Raw genomic sequence first — 26,430 nt, 5'->3', positions numbered from 1 at the left:
GACACGCATACCGGGTGGCTCTACGCTACGCGTCACCCGGCGATCGCCGGCGCATCCTCTGCTTCTCTCAAAGCGGGTTCTCGGCGATGGATCATGTCTTCGCAGCGCTCAACGAGCGCCTGGGCGGATTGTTTGGTGACCGGCTGGTAGTGCTGGCCGGCGGTACGCGTTTGGCGAAGCGCGCGCATGAGCTTCATGCGCTCGGTGCTCGCCATACGCTCGTGCTGGATACCGACGATCATGCCCCGCTGCATGACTCGGTGATCGCCAGGTGGGTCTCGCTGGGCATCAAGGGCGGCTTCGTCGCCGTCGAACAGCGCCGCCTGGGCAAGCTGCTGACCAAGCCGAGTGCCGAGGTCCGCGCGATCCTCGAGGACTTCGACCCCGAGGCCGAAGCCCTCGTGATCAGCACGCCCTACAACGAGATCGGCACCTTCCAGGGCCGTCCCGTGCTCAACGCGCGCGAGCACAAGTGGGCCGAGCTGGAGAACAAGACCACCATCGACGCGCTGTGGGACGAGCTGTCGGCCCGCCGCGCGCCCGCGATGGTGTTCGACCTCGACTTCGAACGCCTCTGGGGCGCCTCGGAGATCCTCGACCGCGGCGCCGGCGTCGTCTGGTCCGGTGACGGCCCCGCGATCAACGGCGGTGCCAACTTCGTGCGTCGCGTGCGGACGTACGAGGAGGCTAAGGACGCCTACGAAGTGCTCGCCCCCAAGTGCGAGCAGGTGCGTGTCATGCCGTTCCTGGAAGGCATTCCGGTGAGCGTGCACGGCATCGTGTTCCCCGACGGCACCGCGGTGCTGCGTCCGATCGAGATGGTCGTGCCGCGCCGCCAGGGCCAGGCCAAGTTCCTCTACGCGGGCTGCGCGTCGTACTACGACCCGCCCGTGTGGATCCGCGACGAGATGCGCAACCTGGCCCGCCGCGTCGGCGAGCACCTGCGCGAGACCGTCGGCTACCGCGGCACGTTCACGCTGGACGGCATCGCGACCGAGGACGGCTTCCTGCCGACCGAGATCAACACCCGCTACGGCGGCGCGATGGTCTGCTTCGAGGACGCCGTCCCGTCGCTGCCCCTCGCGCTCGTGCAGGTCGCCCTGGTCGCGGGCTGGGACCTCGGCATCTCCTCCATGCGGTTCGAGGAGCTCGTCCTGCAGGCGGCGGACAACCTGCGTTCGGGTGCGGTGGGCGCCAACGTGCGTGCCGTGCAGCCGACCCAGGTCGACGAGCGCCGCGTGATCTTCACGGGCTGGGCGTGCCGGCTGGCGCACCCCGAGGAGCCCGCGCACGCGACGTTGCGGCTGAGCCCGTCGCCGATCGGTGGACGCCTGGACCTCGACCTGCACCGCGAGAACATGCCGGTCGGCGCGCCCGTGGCGGCGTTGACGGTCGCGGCGTTCGCACTGGCGGACCAGGAGTGGGGGACGGGCCTCGGTGCTCTGGAACCCGCGATCGCCGTCGAGGACGAGGCCCAGCTCGAGCAGAGCATCATCGAAGAGGCTGTGACCGCTTAGGACGGTCTACCAGGCGCCCTCGTCGCCGTACGCGGAGATGAGGGCGAACCGGTAGCCCATCAACGCCGCGGCGACCTCGCGTGGCTGGTGCGCCGGACGCACCAGCCCCTCGCCGAGCACCTTCGGCCGGGGCAGGTCCACACCCAGCAACTCGGGCGAGCGCTTCAGCAGCGCCACGGCGATCTCGGCCGCGTCGGCGAGCATCTCCTCGCCCGGCAGCTCGACCATGTCCTGCATCAGCCCCATGACGAACGCGGGCTGCTTCTCCGGCACCGCGCATGCGAGCGCCACCAGGCACGCCACCCGTTCGGACGCCAGCGCCTCGAAGATCTTCGGAGCGCCCTGGGCGACGGCGTGCCGGGTCTGGGTCAGCCAGTCGGGTGCCGTGCGGGGGAGTTCGCGGCCCAGAGCGTTCCACCGGCGGTGCGTGCGCCGTCCGTCCTCGGTGAACCCCTTGCCCGCCAACGCCATGGCGGCCAGCAGGAAGATCACCCGGTCCCGCACGTCCCCGGCGACCTTGTACGACGCCCCCAGCTCCACCAGGTACGGCACGGCGCAGAACGAGGCCTCGGAGACCGTGTCGTCGGTCAGCAGTCGGTCCGCCAACGAGCTGAGCGCGTCGAGGCGCACGTCGGCGCTGGGGTCCATGAGCGAGCGGAGCAGACGAGGCACGCGACCGGCCCCACCTCGGCCGTCGTAGACCTCGACCCAGGAAATCCTGTCGAGGCCACGCAACGGGTCAGGCCGTTGCCACGCACGCGGCAGCTCCATAGGGCGGAAAGGTACGGGATGTCAGGGAAGGGTCCTCGGAGCCTCGCCCGTACGATCTCGTGGTGTCCTTCTCGGTGGCCGACATCTTCTCGGGTGCGGGCGGCATGAGCTTCGGCTTCCACGCCCACCGCGACTTCCGGGTCGTCGGTGCCGCTGACGCGCAGATCGGCAAGCCGTCTTCCCGCTTGGGTTCGTTGCGCTGCAACGACACGTACCGCGCGAACATCGGCGTCGACCCGTTGGAGGTCGACCTCTCGAAGGTGTCGCCGTCGGCGTTGCGCGAGGTCTGGGGCCTGCAGCGGGGCCAGCTCGACGTGCTGCTGGCGTGCCCGCCGTGCTCGGGCTTCAGCCGCATCACCGCCCAGAACCACCTGGTCGACGACCCGCGGAACTCGCTGGTCGGCCGGATCGCGGTCTACGCCCAGGAACTGCGCCCGAAGGTCGTGCTCGTCGAGAACGCCCGCGAGCTCGTCAAAGGCAAGCAACGCCACCACTTCGACAGCCTGGCGCAGGACCTGACCAGCCTCGGCTACTCGGTCGCCGGTGGCACGCACATGCTGTCCAAGTTCGGGTTGCCGCAACTGCGCGAGCGGACGCTGATGGTGGCCGTCGACGCCGGTCTGCCGTTGCTCACGCTCGACGACCTGTGGGACGGCCGGGTGATCCGCCCGTCCGCGATCACGGTCAGGCGCGCGATCGGCAAGCTGCCCCGGATCGAGGCCGGCGTGGCCGACCTGGAAGACCCCATTCACGTGTCGCCGACCTTTTCCCAGGACCGCAGTCTCGAACGAATGCGTGCAATTCCCGCGAACGGTGGCTCGTGGGCGGATCTGCTCAGGTCACCCGATACCGCGGAGTTGTTGAATCCTGCACAACGCAGGATCGTCGAAGAGCAGAACTGGGGTTCGCACCCGGACGTCTACGGCCGCATGTGGTGGGACGAACCGGCCCGGACGATCAAGAGGGAATGCGGCCACGTCGGCAACGGCCGTTATGCCCACCCAGAGCAGCATCGCCTCTGCACGGTCCGCGAGATGGCCCTCTTGCAGGGCTTTCCCCGCCAGTTCAGGTTCGACGTGTCGATTCTCGGCAACGCCTACCGGCACGTAGGCGACGCCGTTCCGCCGCTGATCGCCTACCAGTTGGCCGGGCTCACGCGGTGGATTCTCACCGGCCGCCGCCCGGAACCCCGCGAGATGTGCCTGCGCGGCACTTCACTGCGGCCCGGCGACATTCGACCGGTGGAAGTTACCGAATTGGTGGCGTGAGGCCTGAACCGTTGTCGCAGGTCATCCGTAGCGAAACGTCTCAATTGATAACTGTTGGGCAACGAATCTAACGTCACCTGACAAAATTGATGCATCGCGGACCTATCCACTGTGGACACCCTCGGTAGCTTTCCGCTGGTCACGTACGGTTTGTAGCGGCCCTCATACCTCACTCCATCGGGTGTAACTCGATCGGCTAGTGTCCCGGACGCTTCCTGTCGGTTCAGTGTCGATCTCGGCGTGCCGACCGTCCCGGCGGGCGAATGACTTCCCACGCGTTCGGGCTAACTTCAGCGAACAAGGAGACCCATGGCTTCCCGGTTGAGGATCGGCGCTGCGCTGCTGGGCGCCACCGCCCTTCTGTCCCTGTCGACGCTGGCTGCGGCCGCTGACGTGATCGTCAAGCCCGTTCCGGACGACAAGCTGCCCGACTCCGACAAGAAGTTCGGCTACTCGGTCACCATCGACAAGACGACCCTGCCGCCGGGCGCGAAGGACGAGAAGGAGTACGGGACCAGGCTCATCCCGCTCGACCTGCAGGAGAACGGCAAGAACAGCAGGGTTTTCGCGTACTGCGTGGAGCTGCCGACCAACCTGGACCACAACAAGGGTCTCAAGGAAGTCGAGTGGGACAAGCACCCCAACCCGAACACCAAGTTCAAGGGTGAGAACGCCGGCAAGGTCCTCTGGATCCTGACCAACTCGTTCCCGACCGTCGACACGAACAAGCTGGACGACAAGTACGACGGCGACTACGACGAGGAAGAAGCCATCGCTGCCACGCAGGCCGCGATCTGGCACTTCAGCGACGGCATCGAGATCACCGGTGCGACTTCCGGCAAGAAGGAAGCGGACGCGGACGTCGTCAAGCTCTACAAGAAGCTGATCGAGCAGGCGCAGGACCTCAAGGTGCAGCCGAAGCCGACGCTGGACATCAAGCCGACCTCGCAGTCCGGCAAGTCCGGCCAGAAGATCGGGCCGTTCACGGTCACCACGTCCGCGACCGAGCTGAAGCTGACCGCGGAGCTCCCGGACGGTGTCACCATCACCGACGCCGACGGCAAGCCGCTCAACGTCGAGAAGAAGGCCGGCAAGGCCGAGCTGACCACCAAGCCCGAGGGCGACAAGGTCTCCGAGTTCTACGTCAACGTGCCGGAGAACGCCCCCAAGGGCGAGGCGAAGATGAACGTCTCCGCTGAGGCCACGCTGCACGCCGGCCGCTTGTTCGTCGCCATGGACGACAGCTACAAGACCCAGTCGCTGGTCATCGCGGAGGACTCGAAGGTCAAGGTCGACAAGGACGCCAAGGCCGACTGGGTCCTCGGCGAGCAGCCGACCACGCCGCCGAGCACCACGACCACGACCACGCCGGAGACCACGACTCCGACCACCACCACGACGACCACGAACAACCCGGCTCCGGGTGGCGGCACGGACGACCTCGCGTCGACCGGTGCGTCGATCCTGTGGCCGCTCGTCGGTGGCCTGGCGCTCGTCGGTGCCGGTATCGGTGCGCTGTTCGTCGTGCGCCGCAAGAAGGCTGGTGCTGCTGAGTAATCAGCACCCCTAGACGAACGCCCCCAGGGTCCGCGCCGGTCCTGGGGGCGTTTGCCGTTCCGAGCTTCTTACCTGCGGCTGATGCCGGCCACGCTGATGTCTCCGTCAGCGATCGCGACGTCCCGGTCGGACGACGCACCCGAGAAGATCGCGCGGGCGGGATCGCGGAAGTTCTCCACGATCTCGACGCGCTGCACCGGCTTGGCCGTCGGGATGACGGTCTCCGGCGTCCACGTGCAGCCGAACCGCACCAGGTAGGTGTTCACGTTCGGCTTGCCGTCCTCGGTGGCGTACACGCGCCAGGTGAACGGGTCGATCTGCTCCATGTCACGGGTGCGCAGTCCCCGTGCCACCTCCTTGGTCTCCCAGCTCCGACCGTTCCAAGTGGACATGAAGTTGTGCAGTGGGCCCTTGTCCTGATCGCCCATGAACCACAGGACGAACGGCCTGCCCAGCGTCGTGCCCACCTGCTGGATGTAGTCGGGGGACTTCACGGCGTTCGGCAGGGTCAGCGGGGTGTCCGCGATCTTCAGGTACGTCTCCTGGTCGGCGTCGTCGATCTGGGTGCCCAGATCCTTGCCGGCGGCCGAGTAGAAGTGCAGGTTCCGCGGGTCGAACGTCGCGTAGTACATGTTGCGGTGGTAGCGGTCGTGCAGATGTCCTTCCGTGCCACCACCAGCGAGCGTGTACGCGATCCGCACGCGGCCGTTGTCCTCCTGCCGCAGCTGACCGATGTAGATCTCGTTCATGTTGTCCGCGCGGGAGGTCGACCCGATCGCGAACCGGTCGCCGGTCAGTTCCGTGGAGGTCTTCCACGTCTTGCCGTTGTCCTTGGACGCCACGTAGAGCATCGGACGTGTGTCCGTGGGCGTCACGTGGTCGAGGTCGCGCGTCGTCTCGCGGTAGAAGACGTAGATCGTGCCGTCGCGCGTGACGAACGGCATCGGGTACGTGGCCGCGTTCTTGGAGATCAGCGTCTCCTCCCACACGCCGTCGGCCGAGTTGGCCTGGGGCGAGCGGGACATGCGCAGCTCGACGTTGTGCATGCCGCGGAAGATCAGCAGGTGCCCGTCGCGGGCCTGCACCATGGTCGGGTAGTTGTGCGAGTCCTTGTCCCCGTCCGCGACCCGGTTGGGCGCGGACCAGGTGGACTTGCGGTGGTCGTACGTCTGGACGTAGCTGTCCTCGTACTGACCCGCCCACGAGATGAAGGTCTTTCCGGCCTTGCGGTCGTAGACCCCGCCCGCGACGGGCCGGCGGTCACTGCGGGCCGCGACGCTCGTGGCCGTGTTCGTCACCGTGAACTTGGCTTTGCCCAGGTCGGAGCTCTGAGTGTCGGCTGTGGCGTGGGCCGACGAGACAACGACGAGCGGCAACAGCAGTACAGCGGACATAACTCCACGCAGGAGCCGTGTCATGTGGCGTGTCCTCCTGGTTCTGGCCGCGACGGCGGCCGACCAGGCGGCGGCGGGGTCATCATCCGTGTCGCCGAGCCGACTTGTCCAGGCGGAGTTAGCGTGATCGCGGCTATCACCACGCGGGCCCCACTCGGGTACCCTGCGTCAGGAGTGGAGGAGCACCACATGAACTTCGACGAGATCAAGAACAAGGCCATGGACCTCGCTGAGGAGCACCACGAGCAGGTCGACAAGGGCGTGGACGCCGCGGCGGACTTCGTCGCAGGCAAGTTCGGTCACGACGACCAGGTCGACTCGGTTGCCGAGAAGATCAAGGACATCCTTCCAGGTGGATGAGTGAACTCCTTCAACGCCACTGACGCAGGGCGGGTCACCTCCACCGGAGAGACCCGCTCTCCTTCTGCCCGCAGGCCAGAGATGATCACCTGGCAGGGCATCCACGAGCCCCGGCTGGAGCAGGTCCGCCTGCTTCTCTCCAGCGACCAACGCCTCCGCGCCACCGGCCGCCTGGTCGCCGCGGGCCCCGACGAGCAGTTCAACGCCTCCTTCGAGGTCTCCGTGGGCGAGAGCGGCCAGGTCAACCGCCTGTTGCTCCGCACCGCCACGGTCTCGGAGGAGCGCCAGTGCTCCTTGTCCCGCACCGAGGACGGCGCCTGGCTCGTGGACCACGGCCAGGGCAGCAAGCGCGAGACGTTCAACGACGCGTTGGACGTCGACGTCCAGTTCGCCGTGCTGTTCAACGCCATCCCGATCCGGCGCCTGGGCCTGCACCGCGAGGAGGGCGAGCACGCGCTGCCCGTCGTGCGCGTGAATCTGCCTGATCTGTCGGTGAAGGCCGTGACCCAGACCTATCGCACGGTGTCCGTGGGGGACGACGTCTCGGTCGTGCGGTTCAAGAGCGGCGGGTTCGAGCAGAACATCAAGGTCGACCAGAACGGGCTCGTGGTCGAGTACCCGCTGATCTCGAAGCGGATTTAGAAGGCTTCCAAGAAGCCGACCACCCCTGCCCGAGTCGGCGAAGGGTGGTCGGCCTTCCGAGCGGTCGTCAGACCATCTCGCCGAGAACCTCGGGGTCGATGGCGATCGGCGCCGGGCGGTAGGCCGGCGGCTCGACCCCCATCAGCGAGCGCACCAGGAAGTCCCAGCAGCGCGTCCGCACATAGGCCAGCCGGTCGATGAACAGGTGCTCGGCGCCCGGCACGATCAGCATCTCGAACTCCTTGCCGGCAGCGATAAGAGCGTCCGCCAGCCGCAGCGCGTGGTCTGGGTGCACCGTGTCGTCGAGCTCGCCGTGCACCAGCAGCAGCTTGCCCGCCAACCGGTCCGCGAGTTCGACGTTCGACGCGCGGGCCCAAGCCTCGGGGTTCGCAGCGCCGTCGCACGACTCCGCCCACCCCAGCCCGATGTACCGGGCATCGTGCGAGCCGGACAGCGCGACACCGGCGTGGAACGTCTCGGGGAACGCCAGCATCGCTCGCCCCGCCGCGAACCCGCCGCCGGAGTGGCCCATCACGCCCACGCGCGAAAGGTCCATCCACGGGCGCGAAGCAGCCAACTGCGCCAAGGCCGCCACATGGTCGTCGAGGCTTCCCGCGTCGGCCAGGTGGCCGTACGAGACGTCGAGGAAAGCCTTGCTGCGGCCCGGGGTGCCGCGTCCGTCCAGGGCGACGACCACGAAGCCGAGTGCTGCCAACGGTTCCGCGTCCATGCCCATGCCGCCGGGGTCGAAGCACGGGTCGACCCTCGTGACCTGCGGGCCGGGGTACACGTTGTCGACCACCGGATAGCGAACAGCCGGGTCGAAGCCGCGCGGCTTGTACAGCACGCCGTAGATGTCGGTGACACCGTCGGCTGCCTTGACGCAGAAGCGTTCCGGCGCGGTCCAGCCGGTGTCGAGCAACCGGCTGATGTCGGCTCGCTCCAACGAGACCAGCACGCGGCCGGACCAGTCGCGCACCGACGTCACCGGCGGTGAGTCCACAGTGGACGCAGAGTCGACGAAGTACTTTCCGGAAGGCGACACCGTGACGACGTGGTCCAGAGTGTCGTCGGTGACCAGAGCGAACCCGGTGCCGTCCAAGCCGGCCGAACAAACCGTGCGGCGGTAGGGATCTTCGGCCACGAGTCCGGAAGCGGTGAAGTAGACGACGCGCGCGGACTCGTCGACGTGCAGAATCTCGCGCACCAGCCACGAACCGGACGTGACTTGGCCGAGCAACGCGCCGGTGTGCAGGTCGTAGCGGTAGAGGTGGCCCCAGCCGTCGCGCTGCGAGAACCACAGCACCTCGTCGGCCAGCACCCGGATGATCGGCAGGCCGTACATGAACTGGGTGGGGCCGACCCGGTTGGTGCTGGTCTCGCTCACCACGACGGTGACTTCACCGGTCGCGGCGTCGAGGCGGTTCAGGGTGAGCGAGTGCTGGTCGCGGGGACGGCTGAGGAAGTAGACGGCCGAACTGTCCGGCGCCCACCACGCCCAGCCCGCCATGATCGGCGAGAACTCCGGCATGAGCAGTGGTTCGCACGAAGCGCGGACCATCGTGCCCTCGGCCAGGTCGAACACGACCAGCTCGGCGAGTGGCATGTCCGGGTCGCCGGGGTAGGCGTAGCGCTGCGAATGAAGAACAGGCGCGCTCCCATCGGCGGGGCGGGACTCGTGCAGGTAGGTCTGGCGGACGTTGCGCTCGTCGGTGCGGTGCGCCAGAACCTTCGCCGAATCCGGTGACCAGGCGAGCGCCGGCGGCATGTGCGGCAGGCCGAACTTCCGCATCAACGTCGAGTAGCTCATCGCGGCGGGGCCGTAGCCGTAGCCGTGGTCCGGAGCACCGTCTGTGGTCAGGGCCCACGAGTCTCCGCCGGAGCGTGCCCACAGGTCCTGGCCGCGGCGCGAGACCGCGAACTTGCCGTCAGGAGAGGCGACCTCCAATGGATTTCCTGGCGGCGCCACGAACGGCATCGGGTCGAAGTCCGGCGTGCGGGTGCCCGCGGAGGGATCGACGACGTAGAACCTTCGGTCGGCGCCATCGCGGACCTGGTACCAGAAGCGGGCACCACCGTCGATCCACTGTGGACGGACCTTGTCGCCGACGACCAGTTCGCCCGGGGTGGCCGCGCGGCGGAGGAGCAGTTCTGCGGCCTGGTAGTTCTCGGTGGTGCTCATGGTTTCTCCCCAGTTCTCAAGAAAGTGGTCAGAGGCTGCTGGCGGTGATGTCGCCGTACGACGTGGTGGCGCGGATGGTCAGGTCGGGCGTACCGGCGTTCTTGAGGGAGTTGTTGATCCGGCCGTAGGAGGTGCCGGCGTCCAGGGCGGCGGAGAGCCCGGCGGCCACACCGACCTTGATGTCGCCCTTCTGCGTGCTGATCTCCGCGGAACCGCTGAGGCTGCCGACGGTGACGTCACCGGCCTGGGTCTTCACCAGGACGTTCGCGGCCTCGTCGACCTTGATGTCGCTCTGCGCGGCCTCGAAGGCGATGTCACCGAGCCGGCCGACGCCGCGGAACTCGGCGCTCGCGGCCTTCGCCTCGACGCGGGAACCGGCGGGCAGTTGGACGGTGATCTCGACGGAGCCGGACGAACCGAGGATCTTGCCGCCCTTGGCGCCGTTGATCCGCAGGACACCGTCGGCGAACTCGACCGAGGTCTCCTCGGCGGCCTTCACGTCGCGGCTCTTCGACGCGTCGGCGGGGCGGACCTCGACGGCGGTGTCGGCGCGGTCGGCGGCGATGAACTGGACGAGGCCCGCGGGGATGTCGAGGATGGCGGCGATCGGGGCGGTGGTGGCGAACTTCTGCATCTCTTGCTCCTGTGACTCGGTGTTTCTGATGAGCGAAAAGCTACGTTGCGTTCATCAAGTCAGCAACGAACTTCGTTGCATCAAAGTCGCATAACAGCAGTTCAAAGCCTGCAAAGTGTTGCAATGGGTTTGAAATCTAATGCAACGATCATGCGCAGCCCGTTGCAATGAACTAAGCTGAACGCTATGCCAGGAGGCCGACTCACCCACCAGGAACGACGACAGATCGCGCTCGGCCTGGCCGACGGCCTCGCCTACGCGGAGATCGCCAGAAGCCTCGACCGGCCCACCTCGACCGTCACGCGTGAGGTCATGCGCAACGGCGGCCCGACCGGCTACAAGGCGGATCTCGCCCAGGTCGGCACCGAACATCGCGCCCAACGGCGCAAGGCCACGCACAAACAACCGGTCGCGCGCACGGACGGACGTGACCCGGAGGCAATGCGCGAGTACGAGGAGTCGTTCGTCGCGATCCTGGAGCAGTCCGGACTGCCGAAGATGACGTCGAGGATGCTGACCGTCCTCTACACATCGGACACGGGCAGCGCGACGGCGGCGGAGTTCGTCGCAAGGCTCCAGGTCAGCCCCGCGACCGTCTCCAAGGCCATGGCGTCACTCGAAGGCCTCGGCCTGATCAGAAGAGAACGCGACGACCGCCGCCGCGAGCGCTACATCGTCGACAACGACGTCTGGTACCAGTCGATGATCGCCGGGGCCCGGTCCAACGCGCAGTTCGCCGAGACCGCGCGCCAGGGCGTCGCAGTTCTAGGCGCGGGCACCCCTGCGGCCGTCAGGCTCGAGAACATCGCACGGTTCATGGACTTCGTCAGCGAGAGCATCATCCGTGCCGCGGAACAGGCCCGCGACGTCCTGAAGACCTAGACGCGCACCGCCACGGCCACGCCCTGGCCCACACCAACGCAAGCAGCCGCAATGCCGACGCCACCACCACGTGCGCGCAGGTGCCGCGCCACATCGATGATCACGCGCGGCATCGACGCACCCAAAGGATGTCCGTACGCGATCGCGCCGCCGTGGACGTTGACCTTCTCGCGGTCGATCTCCGGCAGGTGGTGCAGCACCGACAGCGCCATGGCGGCGAACGCCTCGTTGATCTCCCACAGGTCGACCTGAGAAGCCTCGAGATGCAGGCGCTTCAACAACTTCCGGATCGCAGACACCGGCGCGATCGTGAACCGGTGCGGCTCCTCGCCGGTCGCGGCGCTCCCCAACACCTCGCCCAACGGCTCCACGCCGAGTTCGGAGGCCATGGCTTCGGTGCCCATCAACGCGGCCAGAGCGCCGTCGTTCAACGGAGAAGCGTTGCCGGCGGTCACCGACCCGTTCTCGGAGAACGCGGGCTTCAACTTGCCCAGCTTCTCGATGCTCGTGTCGGCGCGGACGTTCTCGTCGCGCCGCACGGCAGTTCCGTCCGGCAGCTGCACGGCGAATGCGAAGCCCTCGTGCACACCGGCGTCCCACGCAGCAGCAGCGCGCCGGTGCGAGCGCAACGCGAAGTTGTCCATCTCGGCGCGCGTGATGCCCAGCTCGTGAGCCACGTTCTCGGCGGCCAGCCCCAACGGCACGGTGTAGTGCTTCGGCATCCGCGGGTTGACCAGCCGCCAGCCCAGCGCCGTCGACACGGTCTCCATCCGGTCAGGGAAGGCCTTGTCCGGACGGGCCGTCACGAACGGCGCCCGCGACATCCCCTCCACACCGCCGGCGACGAGCAGGTCCGCGTCACCCGCGGCCAACGCTCGAGCGGCCTGCACCACTGCCTCGCCACCGGAGGCGCACAGCCGGTTGAGCGTCACGCCCGGCACGGAGACCGGCAGCCCTGCTAGCAACGCGGCCATGCGGGCGACGTTGCGGTTGTCCTCGCCGGCGCCGTTCGCGTCGCCCAGCAGCACGTCGTCGATGCGTGCCAGGTCCAGCGACGGGTAGCGGCGCAGCAGGTCGACGATGGGCAGCGCCGCGAGGTCGTCCACCCGGATGCCGGACAGACCTCCCCGGTACCTGCCGAACGGCGTGCGGGCGGCGTCGAGGATCAGTGCGCGAGCCATCTGTCCATCTTGCGCCAATCAGGCCTTCAGCAGGAACGGGACGTAACCCGTTTCGGGGTGCACGTCTGAATCGGTGCTGAAGGCCTTGACCTCGATGGCGTGCGGTCCTTCGGACATCGAGGCGGTGTTCAGTGAAATCCGCCACCGGCCCGCGGCGGCCGGTCCGTCGGCCGTGGTGGGCACGGTCGCGACGTGGTTGCCGTCGAGCCGGACCTCGAATCCGGCGAGGCCCGCCACGGAGGCGTCCAGGGCGGTGACGCGGACCTCCAGCACCACGCGGCCCCGGTTGAACGCGGCCCCGTTCTCGATCGGCTGTCCACTGGCGTCCAGCACCTCGGGAACAGGATCGGCGAGCACCGGGTGAGCGTCGACCAGAGGCGTTCCGGCCTGGCGTTGCGGCGGACTCTTCGGGCCGGTCAGCTCGACGTCGGTGTGCGTGACCTGGATGCGTTCCTGCGTCACCAGCTGGACGTTGAGGTTGTCGGTGAAGGCCTCTTTGGGCAGGTCGGCGATAGCCGGGTACTCGGCGCCGGGCTTCCACGGCGTCCCCGGCACGGCTGCTCGCAGCGGCACCTCGACCCCGTTGATCTTCACGGCCGCCACGGGCTCGCTCTCCCGTGACGGGATCAGGGCGATCCGCAGCTGGCCCGAGGTGACGTCCGGGATCGGGTAGGTGCTGCTCACCGGCCCGTCGATGCGGACCTGCGGCGTCGGGACGGCCGGAGGCGCGTCGGACATGGCGGTCCGGTAGCCGATGAGGTCGACGCCGGCGCGGATCCGGTCGCCCGCGAGCGCCGCGACGCCGATCAACGCCGTCGCCTCGCGCCACTGCGGTACGAACGGCGACGTGGCGACGACCTCGCCGTCACGGGTGATCTGCGTGCCGGTCCTGGTCAGCACGATCTCCCAGCGCACGGTCACGCCGGGCACAGCGGGCGGGACGGCCCTCGCCGTGCCGTCGGGGACGAGCTCGACCATCGAGTTGCCGGAGACGTCGGTCGAGATGGTCGCGCGGATGGCACCTGGCAGGACCGGGTCGCCCTGGACGCTGACCGGTCCCGGCACCAGGTCCAGCAGCAGCTTGCCGCCCGTGCCAGGAGCGTCGGTCTCGATCACGAACCGGCTCTCGTCGTCGCTGCGGACGAACGGCGTGCGCGACCTCAACGTCACCGCGCGCGTACCGCAGCTGCTGCTGATGACCAACCGGTCGTGGTCCTCGGCGTCACCCGAGGTGGCACGAGCGCAGTCGGTGCGCTTGGCGAGGCGCCAGCGTTGGAGATCGGGCTCGTCAGGGCTGTCGAAGCGGTCGACGAACGTGTACGGGGCGTTGTCGGCGCGGGGTGTGGCCTTCGTCTTCGCGGGCTGGGAGCGTTGGCCGAACGAGTCGACCGCGCGGATCTCGATCTGCTGCTCGCGCTCGTTCTCCAGGCCGTTGAGCTGGGTGCCGGGCCTGATCACGAGCTTGGTCTTGTCGCCCCACCGCACCTCGTACGCGGGAGCGTCGCCGGACCAGTTGAGCTGGATCTTGTGGTGGCCGCCGCGGGCGACGACGTTCGCCGGCATCGACGGACGTCCCTGCGGTCCCGGCACCAGCACCTGCTCCGCGACGAACGGCTTGAGCTTCGTCGGCGGCGGGGGAGCCGTGGGCAGCGCCGAGTTACCCCCGTCGGTGTCGCGCAGGACGATCACGCCCACCACCAACGCGAGGCCCGCGACAGCGAAGGCGACCCGCTTCATGCGAGTCACGCTAAGGCGTTGTGCCCAGCTCGAACACGGTTTCGGTGGTAACGGGTTCGCCATGGTCCGCCGGAAGGACGCTCAGCTTGAGCCGAGCGCGTGACCCGGGCGCCAGGTTCTTCGCGTCGAGCCAGAATTCGTGCCTTCCCGGCACGGCCTCGCCCTGCTCGTCGGTCGGCAGCGCGACGATCCGCTTGCCGTCCAGTTCGAGCTCGATCCCGCGGTGGCCGATGGCGTTGATCTCGGCCGTGACGAGGATGCGGCCCTTCGCCGGGAGCGGTTGCGGGGGCTTGGTGCCGTCCTCGTGCATGACGTGCAGCCGCGGCCCGCCGGTCTTGATGCCGCCGGGCCGGTCGGAGAGCTTCGGCAGGGTGCCGGGGCGGCTCTCGGGCTTGCGGATGACCACGAGCTGGGCGGGCTCGGCGGCCACGATCTTCCCCGCCGTCACGGGAAGGTCGGTGACCCTGACCTGGTTGCCCGCCTCGGGCATGACGATCTTGGCGGCCACCGCGTCCGCCGGCACCTCGGTGTCCGGGAGGATCGAGATCACCTCGGTGGGCACGACCCGTTCCGGCACGCCACCGACGCCGAACGCGTCCAGGAAACCGCCGCCGTCGATCCGGATCCTGGGGTGGACCAGCGGTTCCTTGAGAGCCACCGGTTCGTAGGCGACGACTATTCCGTCTCTGAGCGCCAGCACCGCGTCCGGCAGCACCCGCATCTCCCACCGGTGCCGCACGCCCGCGACGAGCCCGGTCAGCGGCGCGTCGCCGAGCTGGACCTGCTTGCCGGTGCGGGGGAGGTCAGGGTCCGCGACGATCCGCGTCCCCTGGGTGGTGATGTCCAGGCTGACCGCGCCGTGCGGCTGGACGTCGTTCTCCTTGAGGTACTGCCACGGGTCCGGCAGCAGTGTGAGCCGGACGTGGCTCGACTCGACCGCTCCCGCGACGCTGATGATCGCCCGCCCGATGGCGCCGTCACCGGCCGGAACTCCGAACCGGATGGGCGTGTTCGACTGGAACGCCGCCATCGAGCAGTCGACGTCGATGCGCTTGCTCGTGCCGAACGGCCGCAGCCCCAGGCACTCCGGTTCGGCCTCGACGCGCCACCTGCGCGGGTCGAGCGCCTCCGGTCCGTCGAACTTGTCGATCTGGCCGACGAGCTGGTCGTCCCACTTGTCGTCGTAGAGGTCTTTGGGCGTCGCGGCGATCTTGAGGGGCTCGGACCGCTTGCCGGTCGCGCTGACCGCCCTGATCTCGACGTCCACCTGAGCCTCGGGGCTCAGTCCGGGGATCTCGACCTCGGGCCCTGGAACGAGCTGTTCGTTGCCGTTCCAGCGCACCTCGTAGGCCGACGCCGAGCCGTTCCACGAGATCTGCAGCGCGTCCGCGTCGAGCGCCTGGGCCCTCGGGTTCGCGGGTTTCGTGGGCTCCTGCTGCTGCACGACCTCAACGGAGTCGTCGATCTCGCGCTTCAACGTGTCCGGCGCGTCTCCGGTTCTGAGCGCCACCACGGCGGCGATGACGAGCGCGAGTCCACCGAGCCCACCGGCGAGCGTCCGTCGATCCACCCGGAGACCTTACGATGTTTCCGCTGTGGCGGTGCTGCCTTTCAGCCCAACCACACGTCCACCACGTGACCCGAGGTTTCGCAGTGCCGCGAGTGCTCCCGGCTTGGTCAGGTCGATGGTGATCCCGGTGCGTTGCGGCTGGTTTACCAGCATGTTCCGGCCGTCGTGGCCCGCCTCGATCGTCTTGGCGAGCCCACCGGTGGACGCGAGCGATCCGCGTGCCGCTCCGAGCCTGCCGAGGGCGTCGTCGACGGCCGTCAGGAGTGCGTCCCGGTTGCCCTCGCACATGGCGCGGACGAGCTCCGGCCTGCTGCCCGCGACGCGCGTGCCGTCACCGAAGCTGCCCGCCGCGAGCGCCATCGCGAGTGGCCCGCCATCGGCTCCGGTTGCGGCCAGGATCGCGGCCATGACGTGCGGCAGGTGGCTGATCCGCGCCACGGCCTCGTCGTGCTCCTCCGGCGTGGTCGGCACGACGTGGGCGCCGAGGTCGAGCGCGAGCTGCATGACGTCGTTGAGGTGGTCGTCGGCCTCTTCCGGCGTGACGACCCAGGCCGCCCCCTGGAACAGGGTGGCGTTGCCGGCGTCCCAGCCGCTCTGGCTCGTGCCGGCCATGGGGTGCCCGCCGACGAATCTGACCTGTGGCGCGTACCGGTGGACGGCGTCGTGGACGGGACCCTTCACGCTGGTCACGTCCGTGAGACGGGTGCCGCTGGGGACCTTGCGGAGGAGGTCCGGCAGCGCGGGCATCGGCACGGCGAGCACGACGAGAGCCTCGGGGTCACGGCTGAGGGCCTCGTCCACGCTCACGATGTCGAAGCCCTCGGCCCGCGCCCTGTCCGCGTCCTCTTTGCTCGCCGTCGCACCCCACACCGTGCGCCCGGCAGCCTTGGCGGCTCGCAGCACGGAGCCGCCGATCAGTCCCAGTCCGATCACGCACACGTCTCGCACCCGTCCATCATTCCGTGCGACAGGTGCTCGTAACTACCGGAGGGCGTCGAGCGCGAACGCCGCGTACGTCGCCACCCCGTGTTCCATCGCGGCCTCGTCGAACAGCACCCGGTTGGAGTGGTTCGGCGGTGCCTCCTCGAGGTCTGTCCCGCGCGGGCACGCACCGAGGAACGCCAGCGCGCCCGGCACCCGTTGCAGCACGTAGGAGAAGTCCTCGGCGCCCATCAGCGGGTCCAGCATCGGCTCGCTCCAGGTCGGCCCCATCGCCTTCGCCGCGAGGTCCACCACGTGCTGGCCGATCACGTCGTCGTTCACCGTGACCGGGTAACCCGGCACGATGCTGACCTCGGCGTGGCACCCGTAGGCGGCGGCCGTGTGCTTGATGACCTGCTTGAGCTCCTTGTGCACCAGCTTGCGCGTGGCCTCCGACAACGTCCGGATCGTCCCGTCGAGCGTCGCGGTCTCCGGGATGATGTTCGTCGTCGTACCGGCGTTGATCTGCGCGACCGTCACCACGGCCGGCTCGTGCACGCTGATCCGCCGGCCGAGCATCGTCTGCAGCGCCCCGACCATCGCCGCGGCGGCGGGCACCGGGTCCAGGGCGTTGTGCGGCATCGCCCCGTGCCCGCCGCGCCCCTTCACGTGGACGTGGAACGTGTCCCCGGACGCCATGATCGGCCCGGGCCGGCAAGTCACCACGCCGGACTTCAGGCTCGAGGTGATGTGGAGCGCGAACGCCTTCTCCACGCCGTCGTCGAGCAGGCCTTCCTCGATCATGTACCGGGCGCCGTGGTAGCCCTCCTCGCCCGGCTGGAACATGAACAGCACCTTGCCCCGCAGCGCGTCCCGCCGATCAACGAGCAGCCGCGCGGAACTCGCCAGCATCGCCACGTGCGTGTCGTGCCCGCAGGCGTGCATGGCGCCGTCCACTTCGGACGCGTAGGGCAGCCCGGTGTCCTCCTGCAGCGGGAGCCCGTCCATGTCGCCGCGCAACAGCACCGTCGGCCCCGGACGATCACCCTCGAGCACCGCCACGACCGAGGTGGTCGACTCACCCTTCGTGACCTTGAGCGGCAACCCCTCCAAGGCGTGCAGGATCGCCGCCTGCGTCTTGGGGAGCTGAAGGCCCTGTTCAGGGTGACGGTGGATCTGCCTGCGCAGCGCCACGGTGCGGGGCTGAAGCGAGCGCGCCCCCTCGAGCAATCCGACGAAACGGGGGTCCGGCGTGTTTGTGCTCATCCCCCATAGTCGCACCACCTCGGCTACCGGGAAGGTCGTCTGGGCCCTACGGTGTGCACATGACACAGCAGGAGCCGGTCAACGGCTTCGCGGTCGCGGTCGTCCGGGAGGACGGCCGCTGGCGGTGCAGCAGGATGGACAGCTCCGCGCTGTCGGAGCTGGACGCGGCGATCACTCAGCTGCGCCAACTACGGTCGACCGGTGCGGCGTTCGGCCTGCTGGCCGTAGACGACGAGTTCTTCATCATCCTGCGCCCCGTGCCCGGCGGTGTGGCGTTGCTGCTCTCCGACGCGGCCGCCGCCCTCGACTACGACATCGCCGCCGACGTCCTCGACCTCCTGCGCGTCGAACCGCCGGACGAGGAGGACACCGAACTCTGGCCGGAAGGCGACCTGGGCGTGCTGTCCGACCTCGGCATGCCGTCGCACGAGCTCCAGATCATCGTCGACGAGGTCGACCTCTACCCGGACGAGCAGCTCCAGATGATCGCCCAGCGCATCGGCTTCATCGACGAGTTCACGAAGCTGCTCGACACGATCCAGGCGTGATCTCCTCCTCTGAAGCCATGATCCGAGCCGCACTGCGGGCCGCCGCGGGCTCCGGCGCGGACGTCCCGATCGGCGCGGTCGTCTTCGCGCCCGACGGCTCGGTGCTGGCCGAGGCCTGCAACGCCCGTGAGGCTCAAGGCGACCCCACCGCGCACGCCGAGATCCTGGCCCTGCGCGAGGCGGCCTCGCGCTTCGGCGACGGCTGGCGGCTCGACGGCTGCACGCTCGCGGTGACCTTGGAACCGTGCACGATGTGCGCCGGCGCCCTGGTGCTCGCGCGTGTTTCTCGTCTCGTCTTCGGTGCCTGGGAGCCCAAAACCGGGGCTGTGGGGTCCCTTTGGGACGTCGTGCGCGACCGCCGGCTCAACCATCGGCCGGAGGTTCAGGGCGGTGTGCTCGAGGAAGAGTGCGCTGAGCTGCTCGAACGCTTCTTCCGGACCCAGCGTTAACCCGGTGGCTCGGCACCTGTATTGTTCTTACCGGTGGCGTGTCCGAGCGGCCGAAGGAGCACGCCTCGAAAGCGTGTGAGGTGAAAGCCTCCGTGGGTTCAAATCCCACCGCCACCGCTGACAAAGGGCCCCGGAGCGATCCGGGGCCCTTTTCGCATCTTCAGAACCTCGCCCGGCTCAGGAACTCCTTCAGCAGCGCGCTGTCGCCCGACACGTCGAGGCCGTCCGGCCCCTTGCGCCGGTACAGCGTCAGCACCAGATCCGCTGCCGGTCCGCGCACGGTCACCGCGCCCGAGCCGCTGCCCTCACGGGCCATCGGCGCGGATCCGGTCAGATCCACGTGCCACGAAGCGTCGACGTCGGTCGCCTCGAAGGCCAGGGTGCCCGCTCCGAGCAGTTCGGCGAACTCGGGCCGCCGCAGAAACACGATCTGCAGCCCCACCGTCATCCACTCGTACAGTCCGTCCGCGGCCACCACCGGATCGACTTCGAACGGCAGTCCCAGCGCCTCGAACGCGTCGTGGCGGTGCACCCACGTCTCGTGCGCCATCCGCCTCGCCCAGAACCGCGGACCCGGCTGGTCGGGGAACAGCACCGCGATCGGCTCCTCCGGCGACACCTCGCGCATCGCCGCCGCGAGCAGCCCGGCCCCCTCGGTCAGCCACGGGCCGAGGAACGCGGCGGTCTCGCCGGCGTACTCCTCGACCGAGTGCGCCTTGCTCAGCGATCGGTCGGCGGTCGGGATCCGCTCCCGGACCAGGTGCTCGATCCACCGGTGCGCATACCCGAGATGGCGCAGCAGTTGGTTCAACGTCCAGTCCGGCGTCGCGGGCACCGGCACGCTCAGGTCGGCGTCGGCGACACCGGAAACGAGCAACTCCGTCTGCGCAACGCCCGTGTCGAGCCGTTGCGAGTAGGTCAGCATCCCCATGGTCAAAAACGTACGCTCGCGAGGAGCCGGTCGAGCAGGTCGCGATCACCGAACACCTCGAGCCCGTCCACCGGCCGCCTTCGGTAGACCGCGAGCATCAGGTCCGTCACCGGGCCGCGCACCGCCACGGCCGCCTTCTCGTGGCCCTCGCGCATTGCCGGCCTCGGGGCGGTCAGATCGAGCACGACCTCGCAGTCGACGTCGGTCGCGTGCAGGTGGACCGTGTTGCCAGGGCCCACCAGGCCGGCGGTCTCGGCCGGCCAGCGGAAGAACGACAACGGCAGCGCGAAGGCCGCCCACTCCGTGAGGTTGTCGGCCGCGACCTCCGGGTCGACCTCGAACGGCACGCCCAGCGCGGTGACGGCGTCCCAGCGGTGGATCACGGTCTCCTGCGCCATGCGGCGTGACCACAGGCGCGGGCCGGGGTGACCGGCCAGCGTGGCGATCATCTCGTCCGGGTCTACGGCCTCGAGCGCGGACGCCAGGGACGCCGCGCTCTCCTCGATCCAGGGACCGAGCACGGAGGCCTGCTCGTTCACGTAGGTGGACACGTCGACCGCCAGGTTGCGGCTCATGTCGACCTCTGGCAGCTTCTCGCGGATCATCTCGTCGGCCCAGCGCAGCGCGAAGCCCACGTGGCGAACCAGCTGGTTCACCGTCCAGTCCGGGCACGACGGCACTTGAACACCCAGGTCAGCGCCGTCCAGGGCGGAAACCAGCAGTGCGGCTTGATTGGTGATCTCGGCGCAGTGGCGCTCGTAGCTCAACTTCCCCATGGTCCCAAAGTAGGGACGCTGACCGGCGCCTGGGAGGGGCCCACCGGTCAGCGTTCCGAAATCGAGCATACACCATGATCGAACACTTGTTCGAGTGATCATTGATGGGCCAACCGGTTAACCGTTAGTAACAACGGCTACCAAACATCACCTGATCGAGGAAGGATGCGTCGGTCCGCCGCATCCCCTGGAGGAGTTTTGAGACCCACCCTGCCCGGCGTCGGGACAGCGGTGGCGGCGCTCGTGTTCGCCGCCGTCCCCGCCGTTGCCGCACCCAGCCCCGACGCGCTGATCTCCGAGGTCTACGGAGGCGGCGGCAACTCCGGCGCCACCCTCAACCAGGACTTCGTCGAGCTCGCCAACAAGGGCGCGGCCGCGATCAGCCTGGACGGCTACAGCGTCCAGTACATCTCGGCCACTCCCGGCGCGACCACGCAGTGGGGCGTGACCCCGCTGACCGGTTCGATCGCGCCGGGCAAGACGTTCCTCGTCGCCGAGGCCAAGGGCACCGGCGGCACGGTCAACCTGCCCACCCCGGACGCCACCGGCACGCTCGCCATGAGCGCCACCGGCGGCACCATCGCGCTGGTCAACGGCACCGCGGCGCTCACCTGCAAGACCGCCGCCGACTGCGCCGCCGACGCGCGCGTCAAGGACCTCGTCGGCTATGGCACCGCGGTCGTCCGCGAAGGCTCCGCGACCAACGCCCTGAGCAACACCACCTCGGCGTTCCGCAACATCGAGCTCGGCGACACCGACGACAACGCGACCGACTTCAAGGTCGGCGACCCGAACCCGACCAACTCCAAGGGCGAGACCCCAGGCGGCGGCAACCCGGATCCCGACCCGGACCCCACCCCCGGCGACAAGCGCATCCACGACATCCAGGGCGTCACGCGCTACTCGCCGTTGTTCGGCCAGAAGGTCACCAACGTCCCCGGCGTCGTCACCGGCACGCGCGCCACGGGTGACCGCGGCTTCTGGATCCAGGACACGGTCAGCCCCGACGCCGACCCGCGCACCAGCGAGGGCATCTTCGTCTACACGGCAGGCACCGCGCCGACCGTCGCCGTCGGCGACAACGTGCTGGTCAGCGGCACCGTCGCCGAGTACCGGCCGGGCGGTGAGACGGGCTCCAACCAGACCCTCACCGAGATCGCCCAGGCCACCACGATCACCGTGTCGAAGGGCAACCCCGTCCCGGCGCCGGTCGTCGTGAAGAACATCCCGGCCGGCTACCTGCCCGCGCCGGGCGGCAGCATCGAGCAGCTCCCGCTGGAGCCGGAGAAGTACGGCCTCGACTACTTCGAGTCGCTCGAGGGCACGCTGGTCCAGGTCAACGACGCCCGCGTGGTCGGCCCGAGCAACGCGTTCGGCGAGGTCTGGGTCACCACGAACCCGGACCAGAACCCCAACCAGCGCGGCGGCACCACCTACACCGGCTACGACCAGGCCAACAGCGGCCGCCTGAAGATCAAGACCGCTGGTGCGCTGCCAGCCTCCAACGTCGGTGACGTGTTCTCCGGCGCGACCGTCGGCGCCATCGAGTACACGAACTTCGGCGGCTACACGCTGGCCGCCCTGTCGCTCGGCCAGCACGTCTCGGGCAACCTGCAGCGCGAGATCACCGCGCAGCAGAAGGAGAGCGAGCTGTCGGTCGCGACCTACAACGTCGAGAACCTCGACCCGTCCGACCCGCAGGAGAAGTTCGACCGGCTCGCCGACGGTGTCACGACGAACCTGCGCAGCCCGGATGTCGTTGTGCTGGAAGAGATCCAGGACAACAACGGCGCTGTGAACGACGGCACCGTCGCGGCTGACCAGACGCTGCAGAAGTTCTCCGACGCGATCGTCGCCAAGGGTGGCCCGCGCTACCAGTGGCGCGAGATCGACCCGGAGAACCTGAAGGACGGCGGCGAGCCCGGCGGCAACATCCGCGTCGGCTTCTTCTTCAACCCGCAGCGAGTGTCCTTCGTGGACCGTCCCGGTGGCGACTTCAAGACCCCGGTCTCGGTGGTCAAGAAGAACGGCCGTGCCGCGCTTTCCATTTCACCGGGCCGGATCGACCCGCTGAACGACGCGTGGGCGAACAGCCGCAAGCCGCTCGCCGGCGAGTTCAAGTTCCGCGGCCGCACGGTCTTCGTGGTCGCGAACCACTTCAACTCCAAGGGCGGCGACGAGGCCATCCACGGCCGCAACCAGCCGCCGAGTCGCTCGTCCGAGGTGCAGCGCGCCAAGCAGGCCACGGCGCTGAAGGCGTTCACGGAGCAGATCCGCGCGATCGACAAGGGCGCCAACGTGGTGCTCGCGGGCGACCTGAACGACTACCAGTTCTCGCCCGCGGTGAAGACGCTGACCGGCGACGGCAACCTCAAGGCGCTGATCGACACGCTGCCCGTCAACGAGCGGTACAGCTACGTCTTCGAGGGCAACTCGCAGACGCTGGACCACCTCGTGATGAGCAAGAACATCACGCGGTTCGGCTACGACGTGGTGCACATCAACGCCGAGTTCGCCGACCAGGCGAGCGACCACGACCCGCAGATCGTCCGCGCCCGCCCGTCCACGGGTGACGCGAACGTCGACAAGATCGTGTTCGCTCTCGAGGACATCCTCGACTGCCTGAAGAAGTAACTCGCTATCGCCGCCGCGTCATCCTCCTGATGACGCGGCGGCGGCAGCAGCGGCCGCCGCGACCACGCCGGCCTGAACGGCCTCGACCGCCTTGCGCACGGCCTCCCCGGCCCAGTCACCGGCCGCGATCTCCTTGGCCCGCTTGGTCATCTCGCGCTTGTCGCCGTCGAACACCTTGTGCACGGCCTTCACCGCGTGCAGCAGCGTGACCAACGCCCCGGTGTGCGCGTCCGGTCCCCGATACCCGGCGACGACCTCGCCGACCGCGTGCCGGAGTTCCATGACCTTGGCATCACCGGTGATCACGTAGTTCTTGGCCGGGAAGATCCCGAGCACCTTCCTCGGCTCCACCCGCACCACGCCGTGGCCTTCCAGCTGCGCGATCACGTTGTCGCGCACCTTCTTCCGCAGCCGTTCCACCGCCCGTTGCGGCTTCATCGGCTTGTCGAACCTGCCGAGCGACTCCTGCAGAAACGGGTCCTTCAACGGCGTCGGGTCGGCGATCTGGAGCTTCTTGCCGTTCGGCTCGAACGCGACGCGCCCCGAGTTCACCAGTTCGATGAGCACGGCACCGGCGAGCGCGTTCTCCACCGACGACGAATCGGCCAGCAATCGGCCGGTCCGCTGGTTGATGAGCAGCAGCATCAGATCTTCGTGCACCATCTCAGCTCGAACCCCCTACCGAAGTCGCCGCCACCGTGGAAGCGACCATCATCGCCACGAGCGCGCCCTGCACCGCTTCCATCGCCTTCTTCACGGCGTCACCCGCCCAGTTCCCGGCGGCGATCTGCTCGGCCCGCGCGTTCATCTCGCGCTTGTCGCCGTCGAACACCTTGTGCACAGCCTTCACCGCGTACAGCAACGAGATCAACGCCCCAGTCCGCTCGTCGGGCGCCCGGTTCCCCAGCGCGACGTTGCCGACCGCGTCCCTGACCTCAGCGATCGCCTCGCGGTCCTGGATCACGTAGCTCTTCGTGGGGAAGATCCCGAGCATCTTGGTCTTCTCGACCGACAACACGCCGCGACCTTCGAGCTGCGCCATCACGTTGTCCCGCACGTGGGTCCGCAACCGCTCCACGGCCTGCCGCGGCTTCATCGGCTTGGCGAGCCGGGTCAACGACTCCTGCAGGAACTCGTTGGGCAGCGGCGTCGGGTCCACCACCGCGAGCCTCTTGCCGTCCGCCTCGAAGCCGACGCGGCCCGAGTTGACCAGCTCCAGCAGCACGGCGCCGGCGAGCGCGTTGTGGATCGCCGTCGAGTCCATCAGCACGCGGCCGGTCTCCTCGTCGAGGAAGAGCAGCATCAGATCTTCGGGCAGCATGGCCTCATAACGCCAGAAAGGCGCCGACTGTTGCAAGTCGACGCCTTCCGCGTTGGCGGAGGATACGGGATTTGAACCCGTGAGGGGGTGAACCCAACACGATTTCCAGTCGTGCGCACTAGGCCGCTATGCGAATCCTCCGTCGAGAACCTTACCGGACGGGTGTTCCGCGACCCAAAACGGGGGTCGAGCGGGGTCCCGCGAAAAATCTTCGGAGGCCGTGTCGATCTGGCACCTGCCCGCTCGTCGTGATCCCGTGAGAACGGACCGAGGAGGGCAATCGTGAAGTACATGCTGTTGATCTACGCGGCCTCTGACCAGCAGCCGAGCTGCACCGTCGCGGACTGGATCTCCTACGAGAAGGAGATGAAGGACGCGGGTGTGCTCGTGTCCGGGCACTCGCTCGCCGATCTCGTCACGGCGACCACCGTCCAGGTAGGACCCGACGGCAGGCGCACGGTCACCGACGGGCCGTTCGCGGAGACGCGTGAGGTGCTGGGCGGCTACGACATCATCGACGTGCCGGACCTCGACGCGGCGCTGGAGTGGGCCGCGAAGTGTCCCGGATCGCGTGACGGCGGCGCTGTCGTCGTGAGGCCCATCGCCGAGTTCGACTTCTGAGCTCGCAGATGAACGTCGAGCAGGTGTTCCGGGAGGAGCGCGGCAGGCTGCTCGCCACCCTGGTCAAGCGCTTCGGCGACCTCGACCTGGCCGAGGAGGTCACCTCCGACGCGGTCGAAGCGGCGCTGCGGCACTGGCCGGTGGACGGGGTGCCGGACCGGCCCGGCGCGTGGTTGCTCACGACCGCGCGCCGCAAGGCCGTCGACCGGCTGCGCCGTGACCAGGCGTACGCGGCGCGGCTGGCGTTGCTGCAGGTGGAGGTGGATCGCGCTGATCCGCCTTCGACGGGGGCGTTGCCGGACGAGCGGCTGGAGCTGTTCTTCACGTGCGCGCACCCGGCGTTGCCCTCCGAGGACCGCGGCGCTCTGACCCTGCGCTGCCTGGCGGGATTCACCACGCCGGAGGTGGCGCGGGCGTATCTGGTGCCGGTCGCGACGATGCAGCAACGGATCGTGCGCGCGAAGAAGAAGATCAAAGAAGCGCGCATCCCGTTCCGCGTCCCCGACCCGCACGAGCTCCCGGAACGCCTGCCCGGCGTCCTGCAGGCCGTCTACTCGATCTTCACCGAGGGCTACGCGGCCCAGCGCGCCGACCTCGCCGAGGAAGCGATCCGCCTGGCCAGGATCCTGCGCGGCCTGTTGCCGGACCGCGAGGTCACGGGCCTGCTGGCGTTGATGCTGCTGGTCCACGCCCGCCGTGACGCACGTCATGAGCTGCTGGAGGACCAGGACCGCGCGCTCTGGGACAGCGACATGATCACCGAGGGCTCCGCACTGGCCGAGGCGGCTCTGACCGGCGGTTACGGCCCGTACGGCGTGCAGGCGGCCATCAACGCGTTGCACGACGAGGCTCCGGACTTCGCGAGCACCGACTGGCCGCAGATCGTCGCCCTCTACGACGTGCTGTCGCACCTGACCCCGTCACCGGTGGTCGCCCTGAACCGCGCCGCCGCCATCGCCATGTGCGACGGTCCGTCAGCAGGTCTCGCGCTGCTCGACGCACTCGCCGACGAGCCCAAACTCCGCGACTACCACCCGTACCGGGCCGCTCGCGCCGACCTGCTGCGTCGCCTGGGCCGTTGCGACGAGGCCGCCCAGGCCTACCGCGACGCCATCGCGCTGGCGGGCACCGAACCCGAACAGGACTTCCTGCGCCGCAGGCTCATCGCCATCGAGGAGTCTCAATGATCGTGTCAAGCCGCCTGGGCCGTGAGCTGTGGTGAGCGATGAAACTCCCGGCCATCACGCAGCAGCGCCCAGATGACGTCG

Annotated in this window: 25 protein-coding genes and 2 tRNA genes; 12 read left to right on the top strand and 15 right to left on the bottom strand. The window is 68.6% G+C overall.

Annotation, left to right across the window (positions count from 1 at the left end):
• Positions 1-32 precede the first annotated feature (32 nt).
• Entirely contained in the window at positions 33-242 is a 210-nt protein-coding gene (locus ABZ345_RS14800; RefSeq protein ID WP_359847603.1) for a hypothetical protein, read from the bottom strand.
• Between the two features lie 18 nt (positions 243-260).
• Between ABZ345_RS14800 and ABZ345_RS14795 the strand changes: the two genes are divergently transcribed.
• Positions 261-1,517, top strand: a complete 1,257-nt coding sequence (locus ABZ345_RS14795; protein WP_359847600.1) for a hypothetical protein — start codon at positions 261-263, stop codon at positions 1,515-1,517.
• A 6-nt stretch (positions 1,518-1,523) separates the two neighbouring features.
• Here the strand turns inward: ABZ345_RS14795 and ABZ345_RS14790 are convergent, their stop codons facing one another.
• Complete coding sequence (locus ABZ345_RS14790; RefSeq protein ID WP_359847598.1) at positions 1,524-2,288, bottom strand: hypothetical protein; 765 nt, start codon at positions 2,286-2,288, stop codon at positions 1,524-1,526.
• A gap of 62 nt (positions 2,289-2,350) precedes the next feature.
• Between ABZ345_RS14790 and ABZ345_RS14785 the strand changes: the two genes are divergently transcribed.
• The gene (locus ABZ345_RS14785) at positions 2,351-3,556 is read left to right on the top strand and encodes a DNA cytosine methyltransferase (protein WP_359847595.1); all 1,206 of its coding nucleotides are present in this window, start codon (positions 2,351-2,353) and stop codon (positions 3,554-3,556) included.
• A gap of 309 nt (positions 3,557-3,865) precedes the next feature.
• The gene (locus ABZ345_RS14780; protein WP_359847592.1) at positions 3,866-5,113 is read left to right on the top strand and encodes a thioester domain-containing protein; all 1,248 of its coding nucleotides are present in this window, start codon (positions 3,866-3,868) and stop codon (positions 5,111-5,113) included.
• Positions 5,114-5,181: 68 nt separating this feature from the next.
• Here ABZ345_RS14780 and ABZ345_RS14775 read toward each other — a convergent pair whose 3' ends face one another.
• Positions 5,182-6,507 (bottom strand): BNR-4 repeat-containing protein, encoded by a 1,326-nt coding sequence (locus ABZ345_RS14775; RefSeq protein ID WP_359847589.1) that lies wholly within the window; start codon positions 6,505-6,507, stop codon positions 5,182-5,184.
• 189 nt (positions 6,508-6,696) lie between these two features.
• On the opposite strand from ABZ345_RS14775, the gene ABZ345_RS14770 reads away from it, so the two are divergent.
• A complete protein-coding gene (locus ABZ345_RS14770) occupies positions 6,697-6,867 on the top strand; it encodes an antitoxin (RefSeq protein WP_359847586.1) in 171 nt (56 codons plus the stop codon).
• On the top strand, positions 6,868-7,509 hold the full coding sequence (locus ABZ345_RS14765) for a putative glycolipid-binding domain-containing protein (RefSeq protein ID WP_359847584.1): 642 nt from the start codon (positions 6,868-6,870) through the stop codon (positions 7,507-7,509).
• A 67-nt stretch (positions 7,510-7,576) separates the two neighbouring features.
• Here ABZ345_RS14765 and ABZ345_RS14760 read toward each other — a convergent pair whose 3' ends face one another.
• Complete coding sequence (locus ABZ345_RS14760; RefSeq protein ID WP_359847581.1) at positions 7,577-9,691, bottom strand: DPP IV N-terminal domain-containing protein; 2,115 nt, start codon at positions 9,689-9,691, stop codon at positions 7,577-7,579.
• A gap of 28 nt (positions 9,692-9,719) precedes the next feature.
• The gene (locus ABZ345_RS14755; RefSeq protein WP_359847578.1) at positions 9,720-10,325 is read right to left on the bottom strand and encodes a DUF4097 family beta strand repeat-containing protein; all 606 of its coding nucleotides are present in this window, start codon (positions 10,323-10,325) and stop codon (positions 9,720-9,722) included.
• A 186-nt stretch (positions 10,326-10,511) separates the two neighbouring features.
• Between ABZ345_RS14755 and ABZ345_RS14750 the strand changes: the two genes are divergently transcribed.
• A complete protein-coding gene (locus tag ABZ345_RS14750) occupies positions 10,512-11,207 on the top strand; it encodes a helix-turn-helix domain-containing protein (RefSeq protein WP_359847575.1) in 696 nt (231 codons plus the stop codon).
• On the opposite strand, the gene ABZ345_RS14745 is transcribed toward ABZ345_RS14750, so the two are convergent.
• From ABZ345_RS14745 to ABZ345_RS14725, 5 genes are read right to left on the bottom strand one after another with little or no spacing between them, the layout of a single operon-like run.
• Complete coding sequence (locus ABZ345_RS14745; RefSeq protein WP_359847572.1) at positions 11,204-12,388, bottom strand: acetyl-CoA C-acyltransferase; 1,185 nt, start codon at positions 12,386-12,388, stop codon at positions 11,204-11,206. The two genes, ABZ345_RS14750 and ABZ345_RS14745, sit on opposite strands and share 4 nt — an antisense overlap.
• An 18-nt stretch (positions 12,389-12,406) precedes the next feature.
• The gene (locus tag ABZ345_RS14740) at positions 12,407-14,125 is read right to left on the bottom strand and encodes a hypothetical protein (protein ID WP_359847570.1); all 1,719 of its coding nucleotides are present in this window, start codon (positions 14,123-14,125) and stop codon (positions 12,407-12,409) included.
• 10 nt (positions 14,126-14,135) lie between these two features.
• Complete coding sequence (locus ABZ345_RS14735; protein WP_359847567.1) at positions 14,136-15,695, bottom strand: hypothetical protein; 1,560 nt, start codon at positions 15,693-15,695, stop codon at positions 14,136-14,138.
• A gap of 9 nt (positions 15,696-15,704) precedes the next feature.
• Entirely contained in the window at positions 15,705-16,643 is a 939-nt protein-coding gene (locus ABZ345_RS14730) for a prephenate dehydrogenase (RefSeq protein WP_359847565.1), read from the bottom strand.
• A 33-nt stretch (positions 16,644-16,676) separates the two neighbouring features.
• A complete protein-coding gene (locus ABZ345_RS14725) occupies positions 16,677-17,882 on the bottom strand; it encodes a M20 family metallopeptidase (RefSeq protein WP_359847563.1) in 1,206 nt (401 codons plus the stop codon).
• Between the two features lie 59 nt (positions 17,883-17,941).
• Between ABZ345_RS14725 and ABZ345_RS14720 the strand changes: the two genes are divergently transcribed.
• The 3 genes from ABZ345_RS14720 (at position 17,942) to ABZ345_RS14710 (ending at position 18,996) form a co-directional block, all read left to right on the top strand.
• Complete coding sequence (locus ABZ345_RS14720; RefSeq protein ID WP_359847560.1) at positions 17,942-18,430, top strand: tRNA adenosine deaminase-associated protein; 489 nt, start codon at positions 17,942-17,944, stop codon at positions 18,428-18,430.
• Positions 18,431-18,447: 17 nt separating this feature from the next.
• Complete coding sequence (locus ABZ345_RS14715) at positions 18,448-18,879, top strand: nucleoside deaminase (RefSeq protein WP_359848308.1); 432 nt, start codon at positions 18,448-18,450, stop codon at positions 18,877-18,879.
• A 32-nt stretch (positions 18,880-18,911) separates the two neighbouring features.
• A tRNA-Ser gene (locus ABZ345_RS14710) sits at positions 18,912-18,996 on the top strand.
• Between the two features lie 43 nt (positions 18,997-19,039).
• Here ABZ345_RS14710 and ABZ345_RS14705 read toward each other — a convergent pair.
• A complete protein-coding gene (locus ABZ345_RS14705) occupies positions 19,040-19,810 on the bottom strand; it encodes a maleylpyruvate isomerase family mycothiol-dependent enzyme (protein ID WP_359847557.1) in 771 nt (256 codons plus the stop codon).
• A gap of 2 nt (positions 19,811-19,812) precedes the next feature.
• Positions 19,813-20,586: a maleylpyruvate isomerase family mycothiol-dependent enzyme gene (locus ABZ345_RS14700; protein ID WP_359847554.1), complete on the bottom strand. Its 774-nt coding sequence runs from the start codon at positions 20,584-20,586 to the stop codon at positions 19,813-19,815.
• 198 nt (positions 20,587-20,784) lie between these two features.
• Here ABZ345_RS14700 and ABZ345_RS14695 point away from each other — a divergent pair, with 198 nt between their 5' ends.
• On the top strand, positions 20,785-23,220 hold the full coding sequence (locus ABZ345_RS14695) for an endonuclease/exonuclease/phosphatase family protein (RefSeq protein ID WP_359847551.1): 2,436 nt from the start codon (positions 20,785-20,787) through the stop codon (positions 23,218-23,220).
• An 18-nt stretch (positions 23,221-23,238) separates the two neighbouring features.
• Here the strand turns inward: ABZ345_RS14695 and ABZ345_RS14690 are convergent, their stop codons facing one another.
• From ABZ345_RS14690 to ABZ345_RS14680, 3 genes are all read right to left on the bottom strand, one after another.
• On the bottom strand, positions 23,239-23,883 hold the full coding sequence (locus ABZ345_RS14690; protein WP_359847548.1) for a GPP34 family phosphoprotein: 645 nt from the start codon (positions 23,881-23,883) through the stop codon (positions 23,239-23,241).
• A 1-nt stretch (position 23,884) separates the two neighbouring features.
• Positions 23,885-24,541, bottom strand: a complete 657-nt coding sequence (locus tag ABZ345_RS14685) for a GPP34 family phosphoprotein (protein WP_359847545.1) — start codon at positions 24,539-24,541, stop codon at positions 23,885-23,887.
• A gap of 53 nt (positions 24,542-24,594) precedes the next feature.
• Positions 24,595-24,682 (bottom strand) — tRNA-Ser (locus ABZ345_RS14680).
• Between the two features lie 141 nt (positions 24,683-24,823).
• Between ABZ345_RS14680 and ABZ345_RS14675 the strand changes: the two genes are divergently transcribed.
• The gene (locus ABZ345_RS14675) at positions 24,824-25,162 is read left to right on the top strand and encodes a YciI family protein (protein ID WP_359847542.1); all 339 of its coding nucleotides are present in this window, start codon (positions 24,824-24,826) and stop codon (positions 25,160-25,162) included.
• An 8-nt stretch (positions 25,163-25,170) separates the two neighbouring features.
• Positions 25,171-26,349 carry a DUF6596 domain-containing protein gene (locus ABZ345_RS14670; protein WP_359847540.1) on the top strand — a complete coding sequence of 393 codons (1,179 nt, stop codon included), beginning with the start codon at positions 25,171-25,173 and terminating at the stop codon, positions 26,347-26,349.
• The last annotated feature ends 81 nt before the right edge of the window (positions 26,350-26,430 follow it).

It is taken from the genome of Lentzea sp. NPDC005914, assembly GCF_040629405.1.
Taxonomy (GTDB): Bacteria; Actinomycetota; Actinomycetes; order Mycobacteriales; family Pseudonocardiaceae; genus Lentzea.
Note: the sequence above shows the minus strand (reverse complement) of the source record. Positions and strands in the feature narration are given on the sequence as shown.

Coding starts and splice junctions, on each gene's coding strand:
- ABZ345_RS14800 (WP_359847603.1), bottom strand. CDS start 242: ATGATCGTCGGTATCCAGCACGAGCGTATGGCGAGCACCGAGCGCATG.
- ABZ345_RS14790 (WP_359847598.1), bottom strand. CDS start 2,288: ATGGAGCTGCCGCGTGCGTGGCAACGGCCTGACCCGTTGCGTGGCCTC.
- ABZ345_RS14780 (WP_359847592.1), top strand. CDS start 3,866: ATGGCTTCCCGGTTGAGGATCGGCGCTGCGCTGCTGGGCGCCACCGCC.
- ABZ345_RS14775 (WP_359847589.1), bottom strand. CDS start 6,507: ATGTCCGCTGTACTGCTGTTGCCGCTCGTCGTTGTCTCGTCGGCCCAC.
- ABZ345_RS14770 (WP_359847586.1), top strand. CDS start 6,697: ATGAACTTCGACGAGATCAAGAACAAGGCCATGGACCTCGCTGAGGAG.
- ABZ345_RS14760 (WP_359847581.1), bottom strand. CDS start 9,691: ATGAGCACCACCGAGAACTACCAGGCCGCAGAACTGCTCCTCCGCCGC.
- ABZ345_RS14755 (WP_359847578.1), bottom strand. CDS start 10,325: ATGCAGAAGTTCGCCACCACCGCCCCGATCGCCGCCATCCTCGACATC.
- ABZ345_RS14750 (WP_359847575.1), top strand. CDS start 10,512: ATGCCAGGAGGCCGACTCACCCACCAGGAACGACGACAGATCGCGCTC.
- ABZ345_RS14745 (WP_359847572.1), bottom strand. CDS start 12,388: ATGGCTCGCGCACTGATCCTCGACGCCGCCCGCACGCCGTTCGGCAGG.
- ABZ345_RS14740 (WP_359847570.1), bottom strand. CDS start 14,125: ATGAAGCGGGTCGCCTTCGCTGTCGCGGGCCTCGCGTTGGTGGTGGGC.
- ABZ345_RS14725 (WP_359847563.1), bottom strand. CDS start 17,882: ATGAGCACAAACACGCCGGACCCCCGTTTCGTCGGATTGCTCGAGGGG.
- ABZ345_RS14720 (WP_359847560.1), top strand. CDS start 17,942: ATGACACAGCAGGAGCCGGTCAACGGCTTCGCGGTCGCGGTCGTCCGG.
- ABZ345_RS14715 (WP_359848308.1), top strand. CDS start 18,448: ATGATCCGAGCCGCACTGCGGGCCGCCGCGGGCTCCGGCGCGGACGTC.
- ABZ345_RS14705 (WP_359847557.1), bottom strand. CDS start 19,810: ATGGGGATGCTGACCTACTCGCAACGGCTCGACACGGGCGTTGCGCAG.
- ABZ345_RS14700 (WP_359847554.1), bottom strand. CDS start 20,586: ATGGGGAAGTTGAGCTACGAGCGCCACTGCGCCGAGATCACCAATCAA.
- ABZ345_RS14690 (WP_359847548.1), bottom strand. CDS start 23,883: ATGGTGCACGAAGATCTGATGCTGCTGCTCATCAACCAGCGGACCGGC.
- ABZ345_RS14685 (WP_359847545.1), bottom strand. CDS start 24,541: ATGCTGCCCGAAGATCTGATGCTGCTCTTCCTCGACGAGGAGACCGGC.
- ABZ345_RS14670 (WP_359847540.1), top strand. CDS start 25,171: ATGAACGTCGAGCAGGTGTTCCGGGAGGAGCGCGGCAGGCTGCTCGCC.